Genomic DNA, 24,344 nt, shown 5'->3' with positions numbered 1-24,344 from the left:
CTCCAGGTGAGGCGGCATGTACCAGCTCAAGATCGACCTCATCAACGCTCTCATCGAGGTCACGCTGCAGGGCGTCGTGCGCACGGAGGAGGCGCAAGCGTACGCCGCGGAGTACAAGAAGGCCCTTGGCTCGCTCTACGGCCGGAGGATTCGCGTCCTCGTGGACTTCCGAGGCTTTTCCATCGCCTCCGAGGAGGCGACGGAGCTCCTTCGCGACATCGCGGCGACCTCGACCGCGATGGGGGTGATCAGGGCCGCCGAGCTCGTGCAAAGCGATCTCGCGGCGCTGCAGGCGAGCCGGATCGCCCGTGAGGCGGGGACCGCGCAGCTCGTGCGGGTCTTCAAGGACGAGGGGGCCGCGCGCAGCTGGCTCCTCGGCGATCGCCCGACGCCGTGAGGGCCGGCGCCGCGCGGGCCGCCGCGGCTCCGCGCAGGCCGCCGCGGAGCGGCGCGGGCAGCTCGCGCGGCCGGGTCAGCGCACGACGAGCACGTCGTCGAGGGGGCGGCGGAGGGAGCGCGCCGACACGGGGCCCGCGAGCGACAGGCGGAAGAGCAGGACCTCCGCCGTCGCGTCGGTGACGTCGAACAGCCGGAGATAGCGCTCCCGGAGCCCGGTCGCGGCCTCCGCGGTCTCCGCGTCGAGCCCCTCGCCGCGGCCCCGGATCAGCCGCGCGAACAGGTAAGGCAGCGTCGTCATCGGGTAGACCGCGATGCCCAGCTGCGCCGCGGTGAGCCACGCGCGCTCGACCGCCCTGCCGCCCTGGAAATAGTCGGTGAGCCGGGCGCGCGGCAGGGTGATCAGCCCGACGGCCGTCGCGCAGCGGATCGCCTTCTGCGCCATCCTCTCCAGCCCCCGGCCGCCGCCCCAGCGCCGCACGAGCTCCAGGGCGCGGTAATCCCGGCAGATCTTGAACCCCGCGAGATCGGTCGGCGAGAGCTCGAGCGTGCCGACGAACAGCCCGTCCCGGCGCGCCTCGGCCTCCGCCTCGGTCCAGCGGACCTCCCTCATCATGTCGGCGTGGGTCTGCCTCGCGAGCATCCGGAGCCGATCCCCGGCGCCGATGAGGGCGCCGATCTCGTCGAGCTCCGCCGGCGCCTCGAGCAGCTCGAGGCGCGCCCCGGGGACGGACTCGACCGCGGCGCGGAGGGCGGCCCGGTGCTCCTCCGCGAGCGGCGCCCGCTGGCCAGGGCGCCGGTTCGTGTGCCGGATCCCGATGGCGTCCGCGAGGCCGTCCATCAGGTGCTCCTCGGCGCCGGGGGGCGGCGCGCCGAAGAACGCGAACGTCGCGGCCAGGTCCTCGTCGCCCTGGCGCGGGAACGGCGAGACGCGCACGCTGAGCCCCTCGCGGTGCGCGGCGAGGACGACGTTCTCGGCGGCCGCGCCGAGCGCGACCACGCCGCCCGCGCCCTGGAAGTCGGCGAGCGACTCGGAGCGCGCGCGGTCGTGGAACAGCCCGAGGCGACGGCCCTCGTGGACCCAGAGCCAGGGCTGGCAGTTGCCGCCCGAGGGCGCCGCGACGCCCGCCGCGACGAGCCGCCGCAGCCGCGCCGGGTCAAGCTCGACGGCGCCCGCCTCGGCGGCCGGGAGCGGCCCCGCCGCCGCGGCGAGGGCAGGGCCCGGCGCGCGCGGCGCGTCTGCGGCGGCAGGCTCCCCCTCGGGGCCGCCGATGAGCTGCTCCAGGTCGACATAGTACCGGCCCGACCGCACCGGCTCGCCGAGGGCGATCCGCCGCGCCGTGTCCGCGGCGGCCGCCCCGCCGTGGACGACCGCCGACCCGAGCTGAGGCCATGTGCTCACCGATTGCTGCACCTCGATGAGCGACGCGCGGAGCCGGAGCGAGATCGCGTCTTGCCCGATGATCTGCATGACATAAGGCACCTTGTCCTCGGTCGACAGGCCGCGGAGGCGCTCGGGCGTGAGATCGCCGACGAGCCCATGGAGGATCGGCCGATCGCCCTCCAGATCGAAGCGCTCGACGTCGATGAGCCCCCGGTCGCTCGTCTCCATCACGACCGGTATGCGGTGGGCGCGCGCGTTCGCGCGGAGCAGGAGCTTGATATCGAGGCTGTCGCACTCGTCCACGAGGACATCGAGCTTGCCCCCGTCGAGCAGGAAGCGATCGATATTGTCCGCCGTGACCCCCTCGGGGAAGCACTTCACGTCGAGGAACGGATCGAGCTCGGCGATTTCGCGCGCCGTGGCGACGACCTTCGGCATGTCGAGGTTATGCGCGCCGGTCCGGATCCGGTTCAGGTTCGAGAGATCGAGGTGGTCGAAGTCCGCGAGGCGCAGCTCGCCGGCGCCCCGCTCGAGCGCGATGGTCATCGCCACGGACTGCCCCACCGAGAGGCCGACGACGCCCACGCGCCGGCGGGCGAGCGCCGCCTGCTCCTCGCCGCTGATCTTGTGCTTGTTCCGGTCGGTCCGCAGCTCGACGAACTCCGCCTCATCGAGCAGGTGCACGAGGCGGTGCGACCACGGATAATAGACCCAGACTCCATAGGCCTCGATCGGGACGCCGTTCAGGCGCTCTCCCACGAGCCGCGCGACGTCCCGTTCACCGAGGCGCTCCCGGGGGTGGCGGGTCTTCACGAGATCGGCGAGCTGCCGGTCGATCGTGTCGAAGATCTCGATCCGGGCGTCGTCGTGGAGCAAGCGGCCGAGCTCCTCCGCGTCGTCCTCGCGCGCCGGGCGGAAGAAGCGGGGCCGCCACGCGCCGTTCGGGGCCTCTCGCGCCTCTCGGAGGGAGATGAGCTGCTGCCAGTGGGTCGTGTTCATCGCGGTGGTCCGGTCCCTGTCCTACCACCCCCGCGCCCCGCGCGTCGCCCCGATCTCCCCGGCGGCCCCCGGGTCAGCGCGGCGCGCGGGACGGCCGGCCCTCGATCTCGAGTCTCATCTTCGTGACCTTGTGTTGCACCAGGGCGGCCTCAGGCCCGGTGATCTCCAGATAGCGCAGCGCGGCCACGACGTCGTTGCCCCGGAACGCCTTGACCCGCGGGTTGAACCAGCTGAGCGCAGTCCCGATCTGCCTGACGAGGAGCGCGTCCGTGCAGATCGCCACGGTGAGCGCGGTCTTGCTGACGTAGTCGTTGATGGATGCCCGCTGCTTCGCGTTGGGTCCCCCCCCGGCGGTCACCACGAGAGTCTTCGTGCAGGTGGGCGGCAGGCTGCCCGCCGCCACCATATACGATTCCCATTCCTCGTCGCTCGGCGGTTCCCTGCCGTGGACGGCGATGAGCACGTGCTCCGTCGTGTCGAACAGCATGCTGGGTCTGGTCATCGTCTCACCGAGCGCGCACCGATCTTACGTCTGCGCACCGCCGAGCCGCCAGCGCGCACAGCCATCCCCTGGGATAGTCGTGCGCCTGGCCACCGGGCAAGGATCCGCGAGGTCCATGGGGTGCACCTAGGACGGTTCGATCGACGGGGCAACGACGACGAGCGACTTTCGATGCGGTGCTCCGGTCGAGGTGCCGCGCCGTGCTTCGGCGCGACTCCTCCCTGCCCGCGCGTGACGCCCTGGCCGTGCGCAACGCGCCGCGCGCGGCCAGGGAGGAGCCGCGCCGGGCCGGCTCGACGTGGGGCGTCGAGGCGGATGGAGTCGCTCGAGCGGCATGGTCCTCTCGTTCGCGTCGTTCGCGCCGCCCACCCAGGGCATACCCGAGTTATTTCCAAAGTATTTCATGACGTCCTGCTGGGCAGTTGCACGGTGGGCCGCCAGCTGCGCTGTGGTCTATACTACGGGATGTGCGCTGGGGATCTTCCGCAGGCGGGCGCGGCGCGCGCCGCTTCGCAGCGAGGCTTGACGGATGGCCCCCACCGCATGTAGCGCTCGATCGGTGGGCTGTGATGCCCAGCAGCCAGGTGCGGCGCCCGGCCTGTCGGTCGGGGCTGCCGAGTGACGACCTCGCCGGGGGGAAAGGTTTTTCACGATGCGTGTGCTGGAAAACTTCGTCGGCGGAGCCTGGTCTCGAGCTTCGGGGACGACGCGCCTCGAGGTGAAGAACCCGGCGACCGGGGAATCTCTTGCGGAGGTCCCCCTCTCGACGGCGGCCGACGTCGACGCGGCGGTGAAGGCCGCGCAGGCGGCGTTCCCCGCATGGAGCGCGACGCCGCCGGTGCAGCGGGCGCGCTACCTCTTCAAGCTGCGCGAGATCTTCGACGCCCACCGCGACGAGATCGCGGCGATCTGCACCTCCGAGCACGGCAAGACGCTGTCGGAGGCCCGGAACGATTTCGGTCGCGGTATCGAGAACGTCGAGCACGCGGCCGGCATCCCGGCCCTCCTGATGGGGCAGGGCCTCGAGGACGTCGCGTCCCGGATCGACTGCCACACGATCCGCCAGCCGCTCGGCGTCTTCGCGGCGATCACGCCGTTCAATTTCCCCCCGATGGTGCCGCTCTGGTTCTTGCCGTACGCGATCGCGACGGGGAACACGTTCGTGCTCAAGCCGTCGGAGCAGGTCCCGCTCTCGCAGCAGCGCATCTTCGAGCTGATCGAGCAGGCCGGGCTGCCGCCCGGGGTGGTGAACCTGGTCCACGGCGGCCGCGACGTCGTGAACGCCTTCTGCGCGCACAGGGACATCGCGGGCGTGTCGTTCGTCGGCTCGTCGGCGGTCGCGCGCCACGTGTACAAGAGCGCCGCGGAGGCGGGCAAGCGGGTCCAGGCGCTCGGCGGGGCGAAGAACTTCCTCGTCGTGATGCCGGACGCCGAGCGGCAGATGACGGTCGCCAACGTGGCCGAGTCCATCTACGGCTGCTCCGGCCAGCGATGCCTGGCCGGCAGCGTCGTCGTGTGCGTCGGCGACACCTACGAGGCCGTGCGCGACGGGCTCGTGCGCCACGCGAAGGGGATCGTGCTGGGCGACGGGTCGAAGCCGGGCGTGACCATGGGCCCGGTGATCTCGGCGGCGCACAGGGACCGGGTTCTCTCGTACATCAACCAGGGCGTGGCGGAGGGGGCGACGCTCCTCCTCGACGGCCGGGACGCCAGGGTCGAGGGGTATCCGGACGGCAACTGGGTGGGGCCCACGGTCTTCGACGACGTGCGGCCAGGGATGGTGATCGCGACCGAGGAGATCTTCGGGCCGGTCGCGTGCCTGATGCGCGCGAGCGACCTCGACGAGGCGATCGCGATCGCGAACCGGAGCGAGTACGGCAATGCGGCGTCGATCTACACGTCGAGCGGCCGCGCGGCGCGCGAGTTCCAGCACCGCGTTGGCGCCGGGATGGTCGGCGTGAACATCGGCGTCGCGGCGCCCATGGCCTTCTTCCCCTTCGGCGGCCAGAAGGGCAGCTTCTTCGGCGATCTGAAGGCGCACGGCCCGACGGCCATCGACTTCTACACGGAGCGCAAGATCGTCATCACGAGGTGGTTCTGATGGCAAGGAATGTACTTGGCGGGCTGATCCAGTGCTCCACCCCGATCGGCGACGACGGCGCCTCCGTCGCGGCCATCCGGGACGCGATGTTCGAGAAGCACCTGCCGTTCATCGACGAGGCGGGGAAGAGGGGTGTGCAGATCCTCTGTTTGCAGGAGGTCTTCAACACACCTTACTTCTGTCCTTCGCAGGACGCGAAATGGTGCGATGTGGCCGAGCCCGTCCCCGGCCCGACGGTCGAGCGGCTCGCGGCGTATGCCAAGAAGTACAAGATGGTGATGATCATCCCGATCTATGAGCGGGAGATGGCGGGCGTCTACTACAACACGGCCGCCGTGGTCGACGCCGACGGCACGTACCTCGGCAAGTACCGGAAGACGCACATCCCGCACACGAACGGGTTCTGGGAGAAGTTCTTCTTCAAGCCGGGGAACCTCGGGTATCCCACGTTCCAGACGCGGTATGCGCGGATCGGCGTCTACATCTGCTATGATCGCCACTTCCCGGAGGGGGCGCGGCTGCTCGGCCTGAACGGCGCCGAGATCGTGTGGAACCCCTCGGCGACGGTCGCCGGGCTCTCCCAGTACCTCTGGAAGCTCGAGCAGCCCGCGCACGCCGTGGCCAACGGCTACTTCATCGCCGCCTCGAACCGCGTCGGCACCGAGGCGCCGTGGAACATCGGCAAGTTCTACGGGACGAGCTACTTCTGCGACCCGAGGGGCAGCTTCCTCGCGACGGGGAGCGAGGACAAGGACGAGCTCGTCGTCGCCGAGATGAACCTCGACCTGATCGAGGAGGTGCGGAGGACGTGGCAGTTCTACCGCGATCGCCGGCCCGAGACGTACGGCGAGCTCACGGAACAGCTGCCCTGAGGGCCCGGGGCGGCGGGAGGACGGCGAGGTCAGGCAACGAGCGCGACGAGCGCGACGATCGATGCGAAGTCCACCGCGAAGACACCAGCAGCGCCGGGGCGCTGGTCGCGGACGGCTCTCTCCCCCGGTGTTTCCCTCGCCATGGCGGCGCCGCCCCCCGGAGGGGACCCGCCGCCCGGCGCTCACCCGCGGAGGAGCAAGATGGGCATCCTGATCAAGAACGGCGAGATCATCACAGCGAGCGACCGGTTCGTCGGCGACGTCTACTGCGAGGATGGGAAGATCGCCGCGGTCGGCGCGGGGCTGTCGAAGGAGCGCGCGGGGGACACCGTGATCGACGCCTCGGGGCAGCTCATCTTCCCCGGCGGGGTGGACGCCCACGTGCACATGGAGCTGCCGTTCATGGGGACCGAGAGCTCCGATGATTTCGAGACCGGCACGGCGGCGGGCGTCGCCGGGGGCACGACCTCGATCATCGATTTCGTGATCCCGGCCCGAGGGCAGGCGCTGCTCGACGGGCTCGCGATGTGGAACGAGAAGGCGAAGAAGGCGGTCTCCGATTACGCCTTCCACATGGCCGTCACCTGGTTCGGCGACGACACCCTCGAGGAGATGGCCGTCTGCACGCGCGAGCACGGTATCCCGTCGTTCAAGACCTTCATGGCCTACCGCGGGGCCATCGGCGTCGACGATCCGGAGCTCATCCAGGTGATGGAGGCCGCCAAGGGCCTCGGCGCGCTCGTGACCGTCCACGCCGAGCACGGCGACGCCGTCGTCGCGCTCCAGAAGAAGCTCCTGAAGGAGGGCAAGACCCACCCGCGGTACCACGCGCAGAGCCGCCCCGCGCCGATCGAGGGTGAGGCGACGGGGCGCGCGATCATGCTCGCCCGGATGATCGGCGAGCCGATCTACATCGTCCACCTCACCTGCAAGGAGGCGCTCGCCGCGGTCACCGAGGCGCGGAGCCGGGGCCAGGTGGTCATGGCCGAGACGTGCCCGCAGTACCTCCTGCTCGACGACTCGGTGTACGAGAAGCCCGGCTTCGAGGGGGCGGCCTACGTGATGAGCCCGCCGATCCGGCCGAAGGGCCACCAGGACGCGCTGTGGGCCGCGCTCTCGTCGGGGCTCATCCAGACCGTGGCGACCGACCACTGTCCCTTCAACCAGGTCGGCCAGAAGGACATGGGCAGGGACGATTTCTCGCGCATCCCGAACGGCGCCGCCGGCATCGAGAACCGCCTCGCCCTCCTCTGGACCTACGGGGTGCTCGAGGGGCGGATCGACGTCCACCGCTTCGTCGATCTCTTCTCGACGCAGCCGGCCAAGATCTTCGGGCTGTACCCGCGCAAAGGTTCGATCGTGCCGGGCGGCGACGCGGATCTCGTGGTCTTCGACCCGAAGGGGACGAGCACGATCTCCGCGAAGACCCACCATCACCGGTGCGACAGGAGCATCTTCGAGGGCTTCGAGGTGAAGGGGAAGCCGACGCACGTCATCGTGAACGGCCGGGTCCAGTGCGCGGACGGCAAGCTCGACGTGGAGCGGGGCGCCGGGCGCTACCTCCCGCGCCGGCTCGGCCCGACCCAGGGAGCCCAGGCCTTCTAGTCACCACTCACCGAGAGGAGCCGCGCGAGCACCAGCATGACCCGAGCCCCGATACGCCTCTCAGCCCTCCCGTCCGGTCGGATCGAAGAGCGATTCGAGGACAAGAGCCCGCGCTACACCGACGCCGAGGCGATCGCCGAGGCGAACCGGTGTCTCTATTGCGTCGACGCGCCCTGCGTCAAGGCGTGCCCGACGGCGATCGATATCCCGACGTTCATCCGGAAGATCGCGGCCGGCCAGGTGAAGGGCGCGGCCCGCACCATCCTCACGGCCAACCTGCTCGGCCAGTCGTGCGGGCAGGCCTGCCCCGTCGAGGTGCTCTGCGCGGGCGACTGCGTCTACAACGCGTGGGGGCGCGAGCCGATCGCGATCGGCCGCCTCCAGCGGTACGCGGTCGAGTCGGCCCTCGCGCGCGATCCGGGGATCTTCCGGGCGAAGCCGCCCACCGGCAAGAGCGTCGCGCTCGTGGGCGCGGGGCCCGCGTCGATCGCCGCGGCGGGCTACCTCGCCCTCGAGGGGCACCGCGCCGTGATCTTCGAGCGGAAGGCGATCCCCGGCGGCCTGAACACGCTCGGGATCGCGCCGTACAAGATGAAGGGGCACGAGGCGCTCCGCGAGCTCGAGTGGGTCCTGTCGCTCGGGGACGTCGAGCTCCGCGCCGGCGTCTCGGTCGTCGCGCAGGCGGCCGGGCCGGGCGAGGTCTCCGCGCGCGACCTGCTCGCGGAGCACGACGCGGTCTTCCTGGGGCTCGGCCTGGGCGCCGACGCGCGCCTCGCCCTCCGCGGGGAGGACGGCGACGGCGTGGTGGGCGCGACCGCGTTCATCGAGCGGCTCAAGGCCGATCCGGGCCTCGACCTCGCGGGCGTGCGGCGCGCGGTCGTGATCGGCGGCGGCAACACGGCGCTCGACGTCGCCCACGAGCTCGCGCTGCTCGGGGTCGACGTGGCCGTCGTGTACCGCCGCTCCGAGGCCGAGATGTCGGGCTACGCGCACGAGCTCGAGGGCGCGCGGGTCGCCGGCGCGCGCCTCGTCGAGAACCGGGTGCCGGTCGAGGTGGTGCGCGAGGGCGGCAAGGTCGTCGCGCTGCGGATCGCGCCCGCCGACGCGCCCGCCGACACCGGCGCGCGGGGCCCCGCGCCGGGGCCGGCCGAAGGGGAGCTCCTGCCCGCCGACCTCGTCGCGGTCGCGATCGGGCAGAGCCGGGCGACGCAGGTGGCGCTCGCGTTCGAGGGGGTGGTGCTCGACGCGAGGGGGCGCGTGGTGGTCGACCCGGCGACGCACCGCACGGGCAACCCGAGGGTCTACAGCGGCGGCGACTGCGTGAACGGCGGCAAGGAGGTCGTCAACGCGGTCGCCGAGGCGAAGATCGCCGCGCGCGCGATGCACGAAGCGATGATGACGATGACGACGCGGGCGGGCTGCGCGGCGCCCGGGCCCTCACCGCAAGGGAGCTGAGCGATGGCCGACCTCTCTATCGACTTCGCCGGGATCAAGAGCCCGAACCCGTTCTGGCTCGCCTCGGCGCCGCCGACCAACACAGGAGATCAGGTCCGGCGCGCCTTCGACGCCGGCTGGGGCGGCGCCGTCTGGAAGACGCTCGGGAACCCGATCGTCAACGTGTCGAGCCGGTTCGGCGGCATCGACTACGGCAACACGCGGCTCATGGGGCTCAACAACGTCGAGCTCATCACCGATCGCCCGCTCGACGTGAACCTCAAGGAGATGCGCGAGATCAAGCGGCGCTACCCGGACCACGCGCTCATCGCCTCGCTGATGGTCGAGACGAAGGACGAGTGGCGCGAGATCATCCGCAAGGCCGAGGACACGGGCGCGGACGGGCTCGAGCTCAACTTCGGCTGTCCGCACGGGATGTGCGAGCGCGGCATGGGCTCGGCCGTCGGCAACGAGCCGGCGGTCCTCCAGGAGATCGCGCGCTGGGCCGTCGAGTTCGCGACGACGCCGGTCATCGTGAAGCTCACGCCCAACGTCGGCGACATCCTGGAGCCGGGCGAGGCCGTGCTCCGCTCCGGGGCGCACGGCGTCTCGCTGATCAACACGGTCAAATCGCTCATGGGCGTCGATCTGGAGCGGATGGTCCCGCTCCCGCGGGTCGGCGGCGCGTCGACGAACGGCGGCTATTGCGGGCCCGCGGTCAAGCCGATCGCGCTCCACCTCCTGAGCCAGCTGGCGCGCCACCCCGGCGTCGGCCGGCTGCCCATCTCGGGCATCGGCGGCATCTCGAACTCCCGCGACGCCGCCGAGTTCATCGCGCTCGGCGCGACGAGCGTCCAGGTCTGCACGGCGGTGATGCACTACGGCTACCGCATCGTCGAGGAGATGATCGAGGGGCTCAGCGACTGGCTCGACGATCACGGGATGCGCTCGGTGAACGAGCTGCGCGGCAGGGCGATCCCGCAGGTCCAGGAGTGGGGCGAGCTCGACCTGTCGTACCGCGTGGTCGCGGACATCAGCGCCGACAAGTGCATCGGGTGCCAGCTCTGTTACGTCGCCTGCATGGACGGGGCGCACCAGTGCATCCACCTGCCGGGGAGGACGGAGGCGGAGGCGCGCGCGGCCGGCCACACCCACCTCCCGAAGGTCCTCCCGGATCGCGCGGTGACGGCGGATCCGAGCGGGGAGGCGGCGCCGTCGCGGGTCCCGTTCGTCGACGAAGAGGAGTGCATCGGCTGCAATCTGTGCGCGCTGGTGTGCCCGGTGCCGGGGTGCATCACGATGCGGGAGGTGCCTTCAGGCAAGCCCCCCGAGACGTGGAACGACCGTGTCCAGAAGGGGACGGATTTCGTGCCCGGCGGGCTGGAGTCGACCGCCCGCGCGCGGAGCTCGTGATCCCGGGCGCCTGGCCAGGCGGCCAGGAGCCCGCGACGACCGCGACCGCGCCGGTGCGCTGCCCGGGCTACGGGGCGAGCTTCACGACGATCGCGTCCTCGTGGTCGTACGTGCCCGCGCCGATCACGTTGCCGGCGCTGTCCACGGCCAGATCAAAGATCTGCCCGTGTTCCGCGTCGCCGATCGGGTCGACCGACCACAGCACGGCGCCCGACGGCGAGAGCTTCGCGACAGCGCCGCGGGGGTTGACGAACACATTGCCGGCGCTGTCCACGGCGACAGCGCTGATGTCCCAGTAGCTGGAGAGCGTGCCGAGGCCGCTCGTATCGACGCTCCACAGCGGAGCGCCCGAGCCGGTGAACCTGGTCACGGTCGTTCCCAGGGCGACGACCAGGTCCCCGGACGGGGTCGCGGCGACCTCGCCGTCGCCCGGCGCCCAGGAGACGACCCGGCTGAAGACGTGATTCCCGGCCGCATCGAACTTCGCCAGGTACGTGCCCTGAGCCGCGGGCGAGCTCGCCAGCGGTCCGCCGCCGAGGTCAAGGGCGCCAGAGAAGCTGCCGAGGACGATGACATTGCCCGCGCCGTCGACGGCGACGCTCGTGGGGTCGCTGTCGTACGGGTCCGCCGCGAAGGTCCTGGTCCAGATCGGCGCGCCCGCCGCGCCGAGCTTCGCGACGAGGAGCTCGCTGCCCGGCGCGCCGCCGAGGGGGCCGGTGCCGAGATCGACCGCGTCCCAGAGGACGCTGGCGAGCGCGGCGCCCGAGCCGGCCCGGGCGACCTCGACCTGGTAGAGGCCCTCGACCTCCGCGAGGAGCTCGCCCCACGCGCTGTACCGCTGCAGCCCGGCGTCCGAGCCCACGAGCAGCTCGCCGGCCCCCGACGCGGCGACGCTCAGGACTGTGTTGCCGTGGGGCGGGCGCGTGTTCCACCCCCCGTACCCCGCGGGGTCGAGCTTCGCGAGGAACTGGGTATTCCACAGCTCCATGGAGGCCGGCGCGCCGTTCTCGGCGAAGTCGATCGGGCCATAGGCGTAGCCGCCGAAGATCACGTTGTCCGCGCCGTCGACCGCGACGGCGCGCGCGCGCATCGACTCGTACCAGCCGTTGATGAAGAGCCTGCTCCAGAGGACGCTGCCGGGGGCGCACGGCGCGCAGCTCGGGCCCCCGCAATCCACGCCGGACTCGGCGCCGTTACGGATCCCGTCCTCGCAGGTGTCGTGGTAGCAGACCGTGAGCGCCGGCCGCTCCGTGGTGCTCGCGCTCTCGCTGCTCCGCAGCGAGCTCCGGGTCACCGCGGCCTCCTCGAGCAGCACGCCGTGGTTGGCGAGCTCGCCGCTCACCCAGGCCTGCGCGAGCGCGGTCACGTCGACGTTCCGGAAGCCGGTGGTGCCGCCTGGCCCGCCGGTGACGAAGGAGGCCTCGATCGCCGGATCGAAATGGCCGCCGCCGCCGAAGTTGCCCCACGTGACGCCCGACTCCGTCCACGCGGCGGTGGCGCGGTGGACGCGCACGGTGCTGCTCTCGATCTTGTACGTCTGGTACAGCGACAGCGTCGCCGAGGCGATCTCCGCGCTCGCCGGGACGCCGGCGAGGTTGAACCGGAGGAGGCTCCGCCGGACGCCGCCCGTGCCGGTGCCCGTCGAGAGCGTGGTGCTCACGCCGTCGTTCCAGGTAGGCGAGACCTGCCAGAGCGTCGCGTCGGCCACGTCGCCGCCGAGGCCGCGCCGGAAGGTCACGCACCGCGGGTCGCACGCGTCGCCGTGGCCGTCGGCGTCGCTGTCCACCTGCGACGGATTCGCGGCGGCAGGGCAGTTGTCGTCCGCGTCGATCACGCCGTCGGCGTCGCTGTCCTGGGCGAGCTCGAACGCGTACGCGGGAGAGCCCACGATGACCGAGCTCCCCGACATCGCGACGGTCTTGCCGAACGCGCTGCCGGTCGGCCCGCTGCCGGCGAGCTTGGCCTGCGGGCCCTCGACCCACTCGCCGCCCGTAGGCACGAACACGTACGCCGCGCCCGCGTCCGGTTGATCGAAGCGATCAGCCAGGATCGCGCCGACGATGGCCGCATTGCCGGAGACCGCGACGGCGCCTCCCAGGCCGTCCCCGGTCCTGCCGTCGTTCGCGATCAACCTGGCCTCCTGGTTCCAGCCGCTCGGACCGCGGTCGAACACGTAGGCCATGCCCCGCCCGAGGCGGTACCACGGCATCGGCGGGCTGTCGGTGCCCGGCGCGCCCACGACGATGCGCCCGCCCGAGATCGCGACCGAGCTGCCGAAGCGATCGAACGTATCCGGCGGGTGCGCCGCGAGCCTGCGCGCGTCGCCCCAGTCGCTCGCCTCGAACACGAACGCGGCGCCCGCGCCGTCGCCCTCCCACCACCACGAGTCCCCCGGCGAGCCCACGACCACCGTGCCGTCCTCGATCGCGACGGGCGGCGTGCTCCAGGCGTTGGCGCCGGCCGGGGCGACGAGCTCGACCTCCTCGCTCCAGGCGCCGCCGCTGCGGGCGAACACGTAGACCGACGTCTCGGCGGAGAGGACGGCCCGGTCCCCGTCGACCGCGACCGCCCCGCTCGCGGGGTTCGAGGCGCCGCCGCTCGCGACAAGCTTGGCCTGCTCGGACCACACGCCCCCGCTCCGCACGAACACGTAGGCGGCGCCCGCGCCCCCGGTCCCCCAGGGCGCGCCGACCACGGCCGTGTCCGCCGAGATCGCGACCGAGGTGCCGAAGCCGTCGCCTGCGGGCCCGTCGCCCGGGACGAGCCTGGCTTGTTGCGTCCAGGCGCCGCCGCTCTTCACGAACACGTACGCCGCGCTCCCGAGCGCCCCGACGATCGCGGTGTCGCCCGACATGGCGATCGCGTCGCCGTTCAGGTGGATCGGGGTCGAGCCGTCGACCGCGATGAGCGCCGTCCGCTCCGAGGCGGCGAGCGGATCCACCGTCACCGGGTACGCGGCCCCGGCGGTGTCCACGCGCAGCGACAGCGTGCGCTCGTCGACGCCGAGCTCCATCCACGCGGGCAGCGTCCGCCCCGCGGCGTCGGTGGCGTGGAGATCCGTGTACCGCATCGCCACCGCGCCGGACGCCTCGCGCAGCGCGACCCCGTCGCCGCCGGCGAGCGGCGTCGCGCGGAGATCGCCGCCCAGGGCGAGCTCGATCACGAGGTCCTGGTCCCCAGGGGCGAGGCAGGGAGGCGCCCCGGGCACCGTGAAGCCCTGCTCCAGCCCGAGCGGCCCGTTCACGTACCACTCCACGAGCTCCTCGCCCTGCCGGCGGAGCTCCACGCGGTTCTCCGTGGCGCTCGGGGACGCGCGCGCGACCTCGCGCAGATCGCCCGCGCATCCGTACCGGGCGGCGGCCATCGAGAAGCTCCACCGCGCCTCGCCCTCCTCCGGCGCGATCCGCACGCCCGACGCGCTGAAATCGGCCGCGAGCCGGTGCGCCGGGTTCGGTGCGCGCAGGCTCGCCTCGTTCCCGCCCGGGGACACCTCGATCACCCGGTAGCTCTCGGGCGCCGACCCCTGCACGGCCGCGATGTACGCCGCCCGCAGGCGCGCGGGGGCCACCGCCGTGTCGGGCACCGCGGGCGCCGCCGCCGCGCCGTCCACCGACGGCGCGGGGTCCCGCGGCGCCTCGGTGGAGGCGCAGCCCCCCACCATGGCGGCTGCGGCCATCACCTGTCCCATCCTCCCCATTCGATCTCGCATAGACTGGCTCTCCCTCTGGCTGGCGCTCCTCCGCGCAGGCGCACCGGGCGCCGGAGCGCTCCACGCCGGAGGGCAGCGAGCTCGCGGCGCCTCATCGCAAGGTCCGCGCCCTCGCCGCGGACGGGGGCCGCGCCCTCGCGATGGACGACGAGCGCAGCCGTCGCCGCGCGCTCTCTGCCGATCGAGGCGGAATCCAGGGCGCCTTCGCGGCCCGCTCCCGGCCCCTGGCCGGCCATCGGCCGCACGAGGATGTGCCCTCTCCGCCGGCCGTGCGCGCCGGGCGGTCGTCCGCCGGAGCGGCGAACGGGCGCGCGCGCGCCGGGGCGGGCTCGAAGCGCCCCGGTGCAGCGCCGTGCGGCCGGCGTTTGCGAGCGATGCGAGGTCGCGTCCGATTTCGTGACACCCGCGGCGCGGTGACCGGAACAAACACACGGAGGGCAGGAGCCCTCGCTGGAGGAACATGGTCCCGAAAGACGCAGCGACGATCACCCCGCGGAATCGCGGTCTCACGCCGAACGCCTACGCGAAGCAAGGGCGGGCGGGCATGTCCGATCACGAGGAGCGGGCCGAGCTGCTCGCCGATCACCGCCCGGAGCTCGCGCGCCTGCTGCAGCGCCTTCCGGCCCGCAGCAGCGCCTCCTCGCCGCTGGCGGGTTATCTCCTCTCGTTGCGAGAACCGACGGGCTACCTCATCGCGATCGGCCTGCAGCAGCGCGACCCGGCGCTCGAACCCGAGCGCGTGCTCCGCTCCGCCCTGGCCGCCGGCGAGCGCGCGCCGATGCTGGTCGGCGTGATGGCGCGCTCGGCGATGGCCGAGATCATCGCGCCGCTCGCGCCGGTCACGCGCGCGGTCGCCGCGCGCCTGAAGCGACCGGCCCCCTCCGGCACGCTGCGGGTCGTCGTCGCAGCGGCCGGCGGGGCGGAGCTCTTCACCGTGAAGCTCTCGGACCTCACGTCCCTCTCGTCCGGCTCCGGCTGAGCGAGCTGCCCGCTCCGGCGCTCACTCGTTGGCGTAGACGCGCCGCTCGCTCGAGTCGAGCCCCAGGTACACCACCCGGCTGTCGAGGCTCGCGGCCGCGCGCTCGGCGCCCTCGGGCGCCGGCCGGCGGTCGGCGGCCTCGTCGCCTTTGCGCAGCGCCTCGTACTCCGCGACGGAGGCGCGGTGGCACCCGTCGAGCGGGGCGTCGATCTCGAGGGCGGCCGCGACCGCCCCGGCCTCCGGCCCGATCCTGCCCGCGAAGAACTCGGCGCAGCAGCCCGATCCGTAGCTGAACAGCCCGACGCGCTGCCCCTCGAGCGCGCGGGCCTCCGTGTTGAGCAGGGACGCGAGCGCCAGGTAGAGCGAGCCCGTGTAGATGTTGCCGATGCGCGACGGCAGATCGAGCGACGGCTCCACCTCGACGGCGAAGCTCTCGTCGGCGGCCTGCTCGGTCAGGCCGTCCATCGCCAGCCGGTGGCGGTGCGCCTTGCGGGCCATCTTGCCGTAGGGGACGTGATAGCAGGTGCGCGCGAGGGGATCGCCGTCGCCCGCCACGCGGCGCCAGTCGCCGTAGGCCCCGGCGAGGGCGTCGAGGTAGCACTGCACCGAGTAGTGACCGTCGACGAGCGCCTCCTTGTGGTGGAGCGGCCGCCAGAAATCGTAGACGTCGCGCGCATACGTGCCGGTCTGGCCGACCTCGATCTCGACGAGGCGCGGGCGCTCGCGCACGAGCAGCGCCACGGCGCCGGCGCCCTGGGTGGGCTCGCCCGCGGAGCCGAGCGCGTAGCGCGCCACGTCCGAGCACACGACGAGCGCGGCGCGGCCGCGGGCCGAGCCCGAGGCGATCCAGTCCACCGCGTTGAGGAGGCCCGCGGTGCCCCCGAAGCAGGCGTGCTTGGCCTCGAAGACCCGGCACGCGCTCGGCAGCCCGAGCAGGCCGTGGAGGAAGGAGGCCGCCGGCTTCGCGTGGTCCACGGCGGTCTCGGTGCCCACGACGCAGAGCCCGATGTCCGCAGGGCTCGCGCCCGACCGCTGGAACAGCCGGCGGGCCGCGTTGGCCCCGAGGGTGATCGGATCCTCGTCGGGCGCGGCGATCGCCATCCGGCGGGTCCCCAGGCCGGTCAGGTACTTGGATGGCGCGATCCCTCGCGCCTCGGCGAGCTCGGTGAGCTCGACGAAGCGGCGGGGGACGGCGAGGGCGATCGCATCGATGCCGATGCGAGGAAAGTCATGACGTAGGCTCATACCTGCATCCTAGGGGTGCATTGTGCAGAGACCATCCAGCCCACGCGGAGCGTCGGAGGAGCCGAGGCGCCCGACGCGCCGCGGCGGCGGGTTCCAGCTGGCGCCCGCGCTTCGCGGCCGGTGACCGGTGGCGGGTGACCGGTGACCGGCCGCTTGCCCGCGTCTCCATCCACCGCGCCTCGCCGTGCGCACCACGTGGAATGACAAAGGCCCTTCCATGACACATGTCATGGAACAGCCCCCGAGAAAAATCGCGGTCGGGTCAAAATCGTCACCACATCTCGTTGCAATTGTGCAATCTGTAATGGCGCGTTCATGCGCCCTAGCGGTCGAGGTTCATGTGAAGCTCTCCCGGTCTACCATGTTGGTTCCGCTTGTTGGGTTGGGTGTCCTGGTGATGACCGGCGCCACAGGGTGCTCCTGCAGCTCCGGGGCGGAGGGCGAGGCGAGCGCGACGGCTGGAGCGAGCGTCGGTGGAGGCGACGGCGTGGGTGGGAGCGGCGAGGGCGGCGCGGGCGGGGGCGTGGGCGGCGCGGGCGGCGAAGACGGGGGGATGATCGGCAACGGCTCCAGCGGCTCCAACACGGGTGGCAGCGGCCCCGTGACGCCCGACACCGCCTGTGTCGCCACGGTCGCCCACGCCACGCTCACGAAGCGGCCGGTCGACATCGTGTTCGTCATCGACAACTCGCCAAGCATGGCGAACGAGATCATCAGCGTACAGAACAACATCAATGAGAGCTTCGCCTCGATCATCGGCGAGAGCGGCATCGATTACCGCGTCATCATGATCTCCGCGCACGGCGCTGCGGAGGTCGACGACTCGATCTGCGTCGGCGCCCCGCTCAGCGCCGCGAGCTGCTCCCCGGTCCCCGAGGCGCCGGGGAACAACCCGCCCGTCTTCTACCATTACAGCCACGAGATCAGGAGCAACGACGCGCTCTGCGTGCTCCTCGGGAGCTACAACGGCGGCCTGCCCGACGAGTTCGGCGTGGCGCCGGCCGGGTGGTCGGAGTGGGTGCGCGAGGACTCGCTCAAGGTGATCACCGTGATCACCGACGACCACGTGGGCTGCCAGTCGACGCACATGCCGCGCAACATCTATATCGACGACACGCGGCAGGACTGGGAGGACGTCGCCACGGACTTCGAAGAGATGCTGTTCGGCCTGGACCCGGCGGTCTTCGGCGACGTGACCGCGCCCAACTACGTCTTTCACAGCATCGTCGGGCTCCACGAGAACACGGTCGCCACGGACGCTTACGCGCCCGACGCGGACGTGGTCGAGGAGATGTGCGGCACCGCCGTGGCGCCGGGCACGGGCTACCAGACGCTCAGCAAGAGGACGGGCGGCCTCAGGTTCCCGCTCTGCCAGACGAGCTCTTATGACGTGGTGTTCCAGGCGATCGCGGAGGGCGTCATCACGGGCGCGGTGGTCGCGTGCGAGTTCGAGGTGCCGGACTCGCCGCCGGGGGAGGTCATCGATCTCTCGACCGTGGTCGTCCAGTACACGCCCGGCGACGGCAGCGATCCGCAATCGTTCGACCAGGTGGCGAGCGCGGCGGCGTGCACCCCGGGCTCCTTCTACATCGCGAACGACATGATCACGCTCTGTCCCGACGCGTGCCGGCTGGTCCAGGACGACGCCATGGCCGCTGTCGACGTCCTCTACGGCTGCGATCCCGAACCGGCGCAGTGAGATCGTCGGCCGGGCGGCGGCGCCGATGAGCGCGGCCGCCGCCCGCTGGCGGCCGGCGCGGGGCGCGTCGAGCGCTCTCTGTGCCCGCCGCGAGCGCGGCGGCCGGGCGGCCGCCTGGCGCGTATCCGGCGCGGGCGCTCAGAGACAGCAGCGGAAGCCGATGTCCGGAGACGGGGTGAGGCGATCCTGGTCCAGGAGCGCATCGCACCTGGCCGCCTTGAGCGCGTCGCGCGCAATGTCATCCGCGTCCTGCTGCGAGGCCCGCGAGCCGCCACGGACGAGGCAATTGCCCTGTGCGTCGCAGGAGTTCTCCCACTCCGCCACGTTGCCGCTCATGTGAAAGAGGCCCGTGATCCCGCCTTCGCAGGGCGAGATCGGCGGGATGGGGTTGGGGGGCACGGGCTTCTTGGCGAGCTCGCCGGTCGGGTCTTCCACCTTGCAGGTCGCCTCACTGTAGAGATCGCTGTACGGGTATTCGTTCACGCCCTGGCCGGAGCACGCGTTGAACCACTCGCTCCGCGTCGGGGTCGCGAAGTCGGCAGGCGAGTTCGCGCCTCCGCCGATCCTGCCGCAGAGGTGCTTGCCCATGTAGGAGCAGTACGCGTAGGCATCGCACCAGTCGACGTAGGTGACGGGCACTCGCCCCTCCGTGAAGGGCCACCCGCTCGAGGGACGGTAGATGTTCCCTGCGCACTCCGCCGGCATGCCGGCGAGCACCGGGTTCGCCATGAGGAAGACATCGTACTCCTGCTTCGTCACCTCGTATTGATCGATGCAGTAGCTCCCGCCGCCGCTCACGGGCGAGATCACCATCCACGCCGGGCACGCGCAGACGTGGTTCGTGGTGTTGCAGATCGACGTCGCGCAATCGGTGTTGGCGTTGCAACGCTGCCCCGCAGGGCACCGGGTGTTGCACCCGTCCGTCCCGCCGCAGTCGATGTCGGTCTCCTTGCCGTTCTTCACGCCGTCGCTGCAGGTCGCGTCCTGGCAGACCTGCTCGTGGCAGACGAGCTCGATACAGTCGGTCGATTTGGAGCACGCGTCGCCAGGCGGGCAGCCGGGGCAGATCCCGCCGCAATCGACGTCGGTCTCCTGGCCGTTCTTCACGGCGTCGCTGCAGGTCGGCTCCAGACACTGGCCGTTCACGCAGCTCAACGACTCGCAATCCGAGCCCGCCACGCAGCCCTTGCTGGTCTTGCATGGGGGGCACGCCGGGTTGCCGCCGCGCGGCCTGGCGCCCCCGCCGCAGTCGGTGTCCGTCTCGTCGCCGTCCTTCACGCCGTTGTCGCACTGCGCCGCCACGCACGCGCGCTCAGCGCCGCCGCTGCCCCCGCTCTCCTCGCACCGCCCCGAGAAGCAGTCCGCGGCCTCCGCGCACGCCTGATCGACACGGCACGGCGTCGCGCAGGCGCCGCCGCAGTCGATGTCCGTCTCGTTGCTGTCCTTCGCGCCGTTGGAACAGCTCGGCATGTCGCCGCCGCCCTGCCCGCCGGCGCCGCCCTGCCCGCCGGCGCCGCCCTGCCCGCCGGCGCCGCCGCCCTGTCCGCCGGTGCCGCTGCCCTGTCCGCCGCTGGTCGTGACGCCGCTCGAGGGCAGGTCCCCCGTCGTGGGAGGCCGGTATCTGTCTTCGCTGCTGCACGAGACAGACACGGCGAGGGCCACGAGGGGAATCAGAGCGACGGACGATCTGCGCATGGAGCTGCCTTCCTGTGTTCGAACACGAGGTCAGAGGTAGAGGATCAGCTTACTTGCGACGTCGCCTGTCCCGGGCGACAAAAAGATGCTCCCGCCAGACGGCCGGAATCACCGCCATACGGGCTCCCCTGGGCGCCGTGATGGCCTCTCGCTCTGGCCCCAGCGCGGCTGGCGCTTCAGGGCGGCTGTCCGTCGAGCCAGCCCTGCGCGAGCGCCAGGATCCGCGCGTTGTCGGGGACATCGCGCAAGAAGCGCTCGCGCCAGACAGGATCGCCGATCCTCCCGGCCCGCACGAGCAGCCCGTTGCGGGCCAGGGCGATGGCGCCCTTGGCCTCGGCCATCTGGCCCGTCGCGGCCAGCGCCTCGGCGTGGACAAGGCGCACCAGCGGGCCCTCCTCGTCACGGCGGCCCGACTCGAGCACGGACAGGGCCTCCGTCGTGGCGGCGAGCGCCTCGCCGGCGCGCCCGAGATCGAGCAGCGCGCGCGCGCGCGCCGCGATGGCCGCGGGGAGCCGCTCCGGCACCCCCCGCGCGAGCGACTCGGCCGCGTGCGCCTCCGCCTCGGCGAGCGCGGGCTCGCCCGCGAGGAGCAGGACGCGCGCGAGCTGGAGCCGGCTCTCGCACTCCCGCCGCCGGTCGCCGCGGCGCTCCAGCGCCTCGATCGAGCTCCGCAGGGCCGCCCTCGCCGCGTCGACCTCGCCCGCGTGGGCCAGCGCGAGCCCGAGGTTCTGCAGCGCGTTCGGGACCCGGTCGTCGAGCGCCATCCGCTCCGCCTCCTCGAGCCCGGCGCGGAGCACCCCCGCCGCCGCCTCGAAGTACCCGAACTGGACGTAGCAGAGGCCCATGTTGAGCCGCGCCCGGCACGCCTCGCGGCGATCGCCGATGTCCTCGAACGCGGCGAGCGCCGCGCTCATGCTCGCGATGCAGGCGCTCGGATCGCCGTTGTGCTGCCGGAGGAGGCCGTGCAGGTAGAGGAGCTTCGCCTCGATCATGAGATCCGCGGCCGACGCGTCCTCCGTCGCCCGCTCGACCGCGTCGATCAGCGCGTCGACGCACGCGTAGCGGCCGCCGAGCAGGAGCACGATCGCCCCCTCGAGCAGGCAGGCGTTCCTCGCGATGCGCGCGCCGTCGAGCGGCTCCGTGCCGAGGACGACCATCATCCAGCGCTCGACGCGCTCGTAGTGGCCCTGCTTGTGCCCCGCCCCCGCGAGCTGCGTGAACGCCGAGAACCACGCCACGGAGCCCGGCACGAGGTGCCGCGTCGCCTCGACCCCGCGCTGCTCCGCGAGGGCCGGCTCGCCGCGCCAGAGCAGCGCCTCGGCCTCGACGAGGCGGAGCGCGCCCACAGCGGCCGGATCCGGCCTGCAGGCGATGCCGCGCTCGGCGCAGGCGATCGCCTCGGCGAGGTCGTTGCCGCGCAGGGCGTTGTCGGCCGCGCGCAGGTACCACTCGGCGGCCTTCTCGGGCTCCTCGCCGCGCTCGAAGTGCTCGGCGAGGGCCCTCGGATCGCCCTCGCCGGCCGCCTCGAGGAAGCTGCCCGCGAGCGCGTGGCCGATGCGGAGGTCGCGCGCCGTCAGCATGCCGTAGGCGGCCTCGCGGACGAGCGCGTGGCGGAAGCAGTACTCCGCGTCGTCCCGCGGCCGCCCCTCGCCCCGCCGCACGATCACCTCGCGCCGGAGCAGCTCCGCGAGGACCTGCGCGATGTCCGCGCTCCCGAGGAGCGCCGCGACCGCGCTCGACCTGAACGTCTCGCCGAAGATGCTCGCCGCCCGGAGGAGCCGCCGCGCCTCGGCGTCGAGCGTCTCCAGCCGCGCCTGCACCATGGCCACCACCGTCTCCGGCTGGCCCTCGCTCTTGCCCTCGGCGGCCGCGCGGATCTGCTCCTCGAGGAAGAACGCGTTGCCGTCCGCGCGCTCGACGAGCCGCCCTACGAGATCGTGCCGCGCGTGCGCGCCCAGCGCCTCGCGCACGAGCCGCTCGCTCGCGCGGCGCGGGAGCGGCGTGAGGTGCAGCTCGTGGGCAAGCCGGCCCTCCCAGAGCTTCGGGAAGAGCCGGCGCACGTCGGGCCGCCCGAGCGCCAGCACGAGCAGCGGCATGTCCTTCAGCTGGCGCAGCGCCTCGTCGACCATCGTGACGGTGGGGAGGTCGCCCCACTGGAGGTCCTCGAGCACGAGGAGCACGGGCCCCGCGCGGCACGCCGCCCGGAGGAAGTCCTCCCAGGCGAGGCGGAGCTGGTCGCCCATCAGCACGGCGTCGCGCCGCGCGAGCCGGAGCTGCACGTCGTGCTCGTCGGGGAAGGGCGCGCCGACGAGCTCGCCGAGGAAGGCCGCGACACGGGGCGCGTCGATGCCCCCGTGCTGCTCCACGCGGCTCCGGACCTTCCGCTGCCGCGCCTCCAGGGGCTCGCCGTCCGCGACGCCGAGCGCGTCCCGGAGCGCGCTCGCGAGCAGGCCGAAGGCGGCGCCGGCGCCCATGGGGTCGCCCTGGCCGATCCAGACCTCGAACCTGTCTCCCCGCTCGCGGAGCTTGCGGATGAGCTCCTTGCGCAGGCGCGACTTGCCCATCCCCGCCTCGGCCGTCACGAGCACCGCGCCCGCGGCGCCCTCGTCGATGCAGCGATCGACCTCGGCCACGAGCATGGCGAGCTCGCGCTCGCGGCCCACGTAGGTGGTCGGCTTGCCCAGCAGCTGCGCGGTCCGCTCGTCGCGCGCCCCGTGCAGGACGCGGCCCGCGGCGTCCTCGGTGACGTCGAACCGCATGCCGATGAGGCCCGCGGTCACCTCGTCGATGCGGACGCCCGCGGGGAGCGAGCGGTCGTCGTGGGCCGCGAGCATCTGGAAGGCGCGGTCGATGAGCTCGCCGACGGGCACGCGCGCCGAGAGCTCCGCCCGGCCGGTGGCGAGCGCGACGGGCGCGCCGCCGAGCAGCTCCTGCAGCGCGAGCGCGCACCGGGCGGCCCGCGCCGCGAGGTCGGTCGGCGCGCCCGCGCCGGACAGCACGATGAGCGGCGAGCGGCCCTCGAGGAGCTCGAGCTCGCCGCGGTACTGCTCGGCCACGTCATGCAGCTGCCAGAGCTCCGCCTGGCGCGGCTCCGACGCGGCGCCTGCGTCGTCCCGGCGCGGCTCCGACGCGGCGCCTGCGTTGCTCCAGCGCGGCTCCGACGCGGCGCCTGCGTTGCTCCACCGCGGCTCCGCCGCGCTGCTTGGGTTGATCGCGCGCTCGCGGGTGACCACGAGGCAGGTCACGCGTCGCTCGCCGGTCGTGAGCTCCACCGCGCGCGGCGGGAAGGAGCGGGGCCCGCCGACGCTGCTCTCGGGCGCGCCGATCGTGGCGAGCTCGGCCGCCACGGCGCCGCCGTCGGCCGGCCGGTCCAGCGGCGATTTCGCCAGCATGCGGGCGACGAGGTCATCGAGCTCGGCGGGGGTGCCGGGCCGGAGGTCGCGCGCGCGGGGCGGCTCCTCGAGGAGGACCTTCATCAGCACGGCGAGCCCGGCGTTGCCCTGGAAGGCGGCGCGGCCGGTGAGGCAGCGGTAGAGGATGCAGCCGAGGGCGAACACGTCGGCGCGGGTGTCGACGCTGAGCTCGCCGCGCGCCTGCTCGGGGGCCATGTACCCGGGCGTGCCCAGGACGAGGCCGGCGGCCGTGAGCGGCTCGTCGGCGACGGCGCGGGCGAGGCCGAAGTCGATGAGGTGCACGCGCTCGAGCGAGCCGCCTTCGAGCAGCAGGTTGCTCGGCTTCAGGTCGCGGTGGACGAGGCCGAGCCTGTGGACGGCGCCGAGCGTCCTCGCGACGTGGAGGCCGAGATCGAGGGTCTCCTCGAGCGTGAGGCCCTGGCGGGTGAGCCGGTCGGAGAGCGTCTCGCCGTCGAGCCACTGCATGGCGAGGTACGGCTGTCCCCACGCGGTGGCGCCGTGCGCGACGTAGCGCACGACGCCGGGCACGCGGGCCGCTGCGAGCACGTGGGCCTCGCGCGCGAAGCGGACGAGGTGCTGCGCGCTCTCGGTGGTCAGGAGCTTGATCGCGACCGCCTCGCCGGTCTCCTGATCGCGGGCCCGGTAGATGGCCCCCATCCCGCCCGAGGCCGCGAGGTGCTCGATGCAGAACCGGCCGTCGATGATGTCACCTGCCTGCATCGCTCACCGAGGGCTCGGACGGGGAGCCTCGCCGGCGCGCAGCCTGCCAGCGGGGTGAGCGCTGCGTCCAGTGCTCATTGGGAGCGGGAGCGTCGCGGCCAAGCGGGCGTACGTCTTAAGGAAAATCCCGATCGGGTGGCCGGCCGCGCGAGCGCGGGTAGGCACGATCCTGGGCGGT

General features: G+C 72.7%; 14 protein-coding genes. 8 read left to right on the top strand and 6 right to left on the bottom strand.

Annotated features, from left to right (window positions below; all coding sequences use genetic code 11):
* Positions 1-16: 16 nt before the first annotated feature.
* On the top strand, positions 17-397 hold the full coding sequence (locus WMF19_RS35900) for an STAS/SEC14 domain-containing protein (RefSeq protein ID WP_272095325.1): 381 nt from the start codon (positions 17-19) through the stop codon (positions 395-397).
* Between the two features lie 75 nt (positions 398-472).
* Here WMF19_RS35900 and WMF19_RS35895 read toward each other — a convergent pair whose 3' ends face one another.
* A complete protein-coding gene (locus WMF19_RS35895) occupies positions 473-2,779 on the bottom strand; it encodes an Rv1355c family protein (RefSeq protein WP_437894486.1) in 2,307 nt (768 codons plus the stop codon).
* A 73-nt stretch (positions 2,780-2,852) separates the two neighbouring features.
* Positions 2,853-3,281, bottom strand: a complete 429-nt coding sequence (locus tag WMF19_RS35890) for a hypothetical protein (RefSeq protein ID WP_437324276.1) — start codon at positions 3,279-3,281, stop codon at positions 2,853-2,855.
* A 652-nt stretch (positions 3,282-3,933) separates the two neighbouring features.
* On the opposite strand from WMF19_RS35890, the gene WMF19_RS35885 reads away from it, so the two are divergent.
* The 5 genes from WMF19_RS35885 (at position 3,934) to preA (ending at position 10,706) form a co-directional block, all read left to right on the top strand.
* Positions 3,934-5,382, top strand: a complete 1,449-nt coding sequence (locus WMF19_RS35885) for a CoA-acylating methylmalonate-semialdehyde dehydrogenase (RefSeq protein WP_437793161.1) — start codon at positions 3,934-3,936, stop codon at positions 5,380-5,382.
* On the top strand, positions 5,382-6,254 hold the full coding sequence (locus WMF19_RS35880) for a nitrilase-related carbon-nitrogen hydrolase (RefSeq protein ID WP_437894485.1): 873 nt from the start codon (positions 5,382-5,384) through the stop codon (positions 6,252-6,254). Before WMF19_RS35885 ends, WMF19_RS35880 begins: the two co-directional genes overlap by 1 nt.
* 201 nt (positions 6,255-6,455) lie before the next feature.
* Positions 6,456-7,859 (top strand): dihydropyrimidinase, encoded by a 1,404-nt coding sequence (gene hydA / locus WMF19_RS35875; RefSeq protein ID WP_437894484.1) that lies wholly within the window; start codon positions 6,456-6,458, stop codon positions 7,857-7,859.
* Positions 7,860-7,895: 36 nt separating this feature from the next.
* Positions 7,896-9,314, top strand: a complete 1,419-nt coding sequence (locus WMF19_RS35870; RefSeq protein ID WP_437894483.1) for an FAD-dependent oxidoreductase — start codon at positions 7,896-7,898, stop codon at positions 9,312-9,314.
* A gap of 3 nt (positions 9,315-9,317) precedes the next feature.
* Entirely contained in the window at positions 9,318-10,706 is a 1,389-nt protein-coding gene (gene preA / locus WMF19_RS35865; protein WP_437894482.1) for an NAD-dependent dihydropyrimidine dehydrogenase subunit PreA, read from the top strand.
* Between the two features lie 67 nt (positions 10,707-10,773).
* Here preA and WMF19_RS35860 read toward each other — a convergent pair whose 3' ends face one another.
* Positions 10,774-14,382 (bottom strand): DNRLRE domain-containing protein, encoded by a 3,609-nt coding sequence (locus WMF19_RS35860; RefSeq protein WP_437901713.1) that lies wholly within the window; start codon positions 14,380-14,382, stop codon positions 10,774-10,776.
* Positions 14,383-14,875: 493 nt separating this feature from the next.
* Here WMF19_RS35860 and WMF19_RS35855 point away from each other — a divergent pair, with 493 nt between their 5' ends.
* Positions 14,876-15,394: a hypothetical protein gene (locus WMF19_RS35855; RefSeq protein WP_437324270.1), complete on the top strand. Its 519-nt coding sequence runs from the start codon at positions 14,876-14,878 to the stop codon at positions 15,392-15,394.
* Positions 15,395-15,415: 21 nt separating this feature from the next.
* Here WMF19_RS35855 and WMF19_RS35850 read toward each other — a convergent pair whose 3' ends face one another.
* On the bottom strand, positions 15,416-16,639 hold the full coding sequence (locus tag WMF19_RS35850) for a hydroxymethylglutaryl-CoA synthase family protein (RefSeq protein WP_437894481.1): 1,224 nt from the start codon (positions 16,637-16,639) through the stop codon (positions 15,416-15,418).
* 397 nt (positions 16,640-17,036) lie between these two features.
* Between WMF19_RS35850 and WMF19_RS35845 the strand changes: the two genes are divergently transcribed.
* Positions 17,037-18,338, top strand: coding sequence for a hypothetical protein (locus WMF19_RS35845; RefSeq protein ID WP_437894480.1), 1,302 nt, complete (start codon positions 17,037-17,039; stop codon positions 18,336-18,338).
* Between the two features lie 138 nt (positions 18,339-18,476).
* Here WMF19_RS35845 and WMF19_RS35840 read toward each other — a convergent pair whose 3' ends face one another.
* Positions 18,477-20,033 (bottom strand): SUMF1/EgtB/PvdO family nonheme iron enzyme, encoded by a 1,557-nt coding sequence (locus WMF19_RS35840; protein ID WP_437894479.1) that lies wholly within the window; start codon positions 20,031-20,033, stop codon positions 18,477-18,479.
* 176 nt (positions 20,034-20,209) lie between these two features.
* The gene (locus WMF19_RS35835) at positions 20,210-24,166 is read right to left on the bottom strand and encodes a serine/threonine-protein kinase (RefSeq protein ID WP_437894478.1); all 3,957 of its coding nucleotides are present in this window, start codon (positions 24,164-24,166) and stop codon (positions 20,210-20,212) included.
* Between the last annotated feature and the right edge of the window lie 178 nt (positions 24,167-24,344).

Origin of the sequence: Sorangium sp. So ce124 (assembly GCF_051525235.1) — a bacterium.
GTDB lineage: Bacteria > Myxococcota_A > Polyangia > Polyangiales > Polyangiaceae > Sorangium > Sorangium atrum.
The sequence above is the reverse complement of the archived record's forward strand: the minus strand, read 5'-3'. Positions and strand labels throughout refer to the sequence as shown.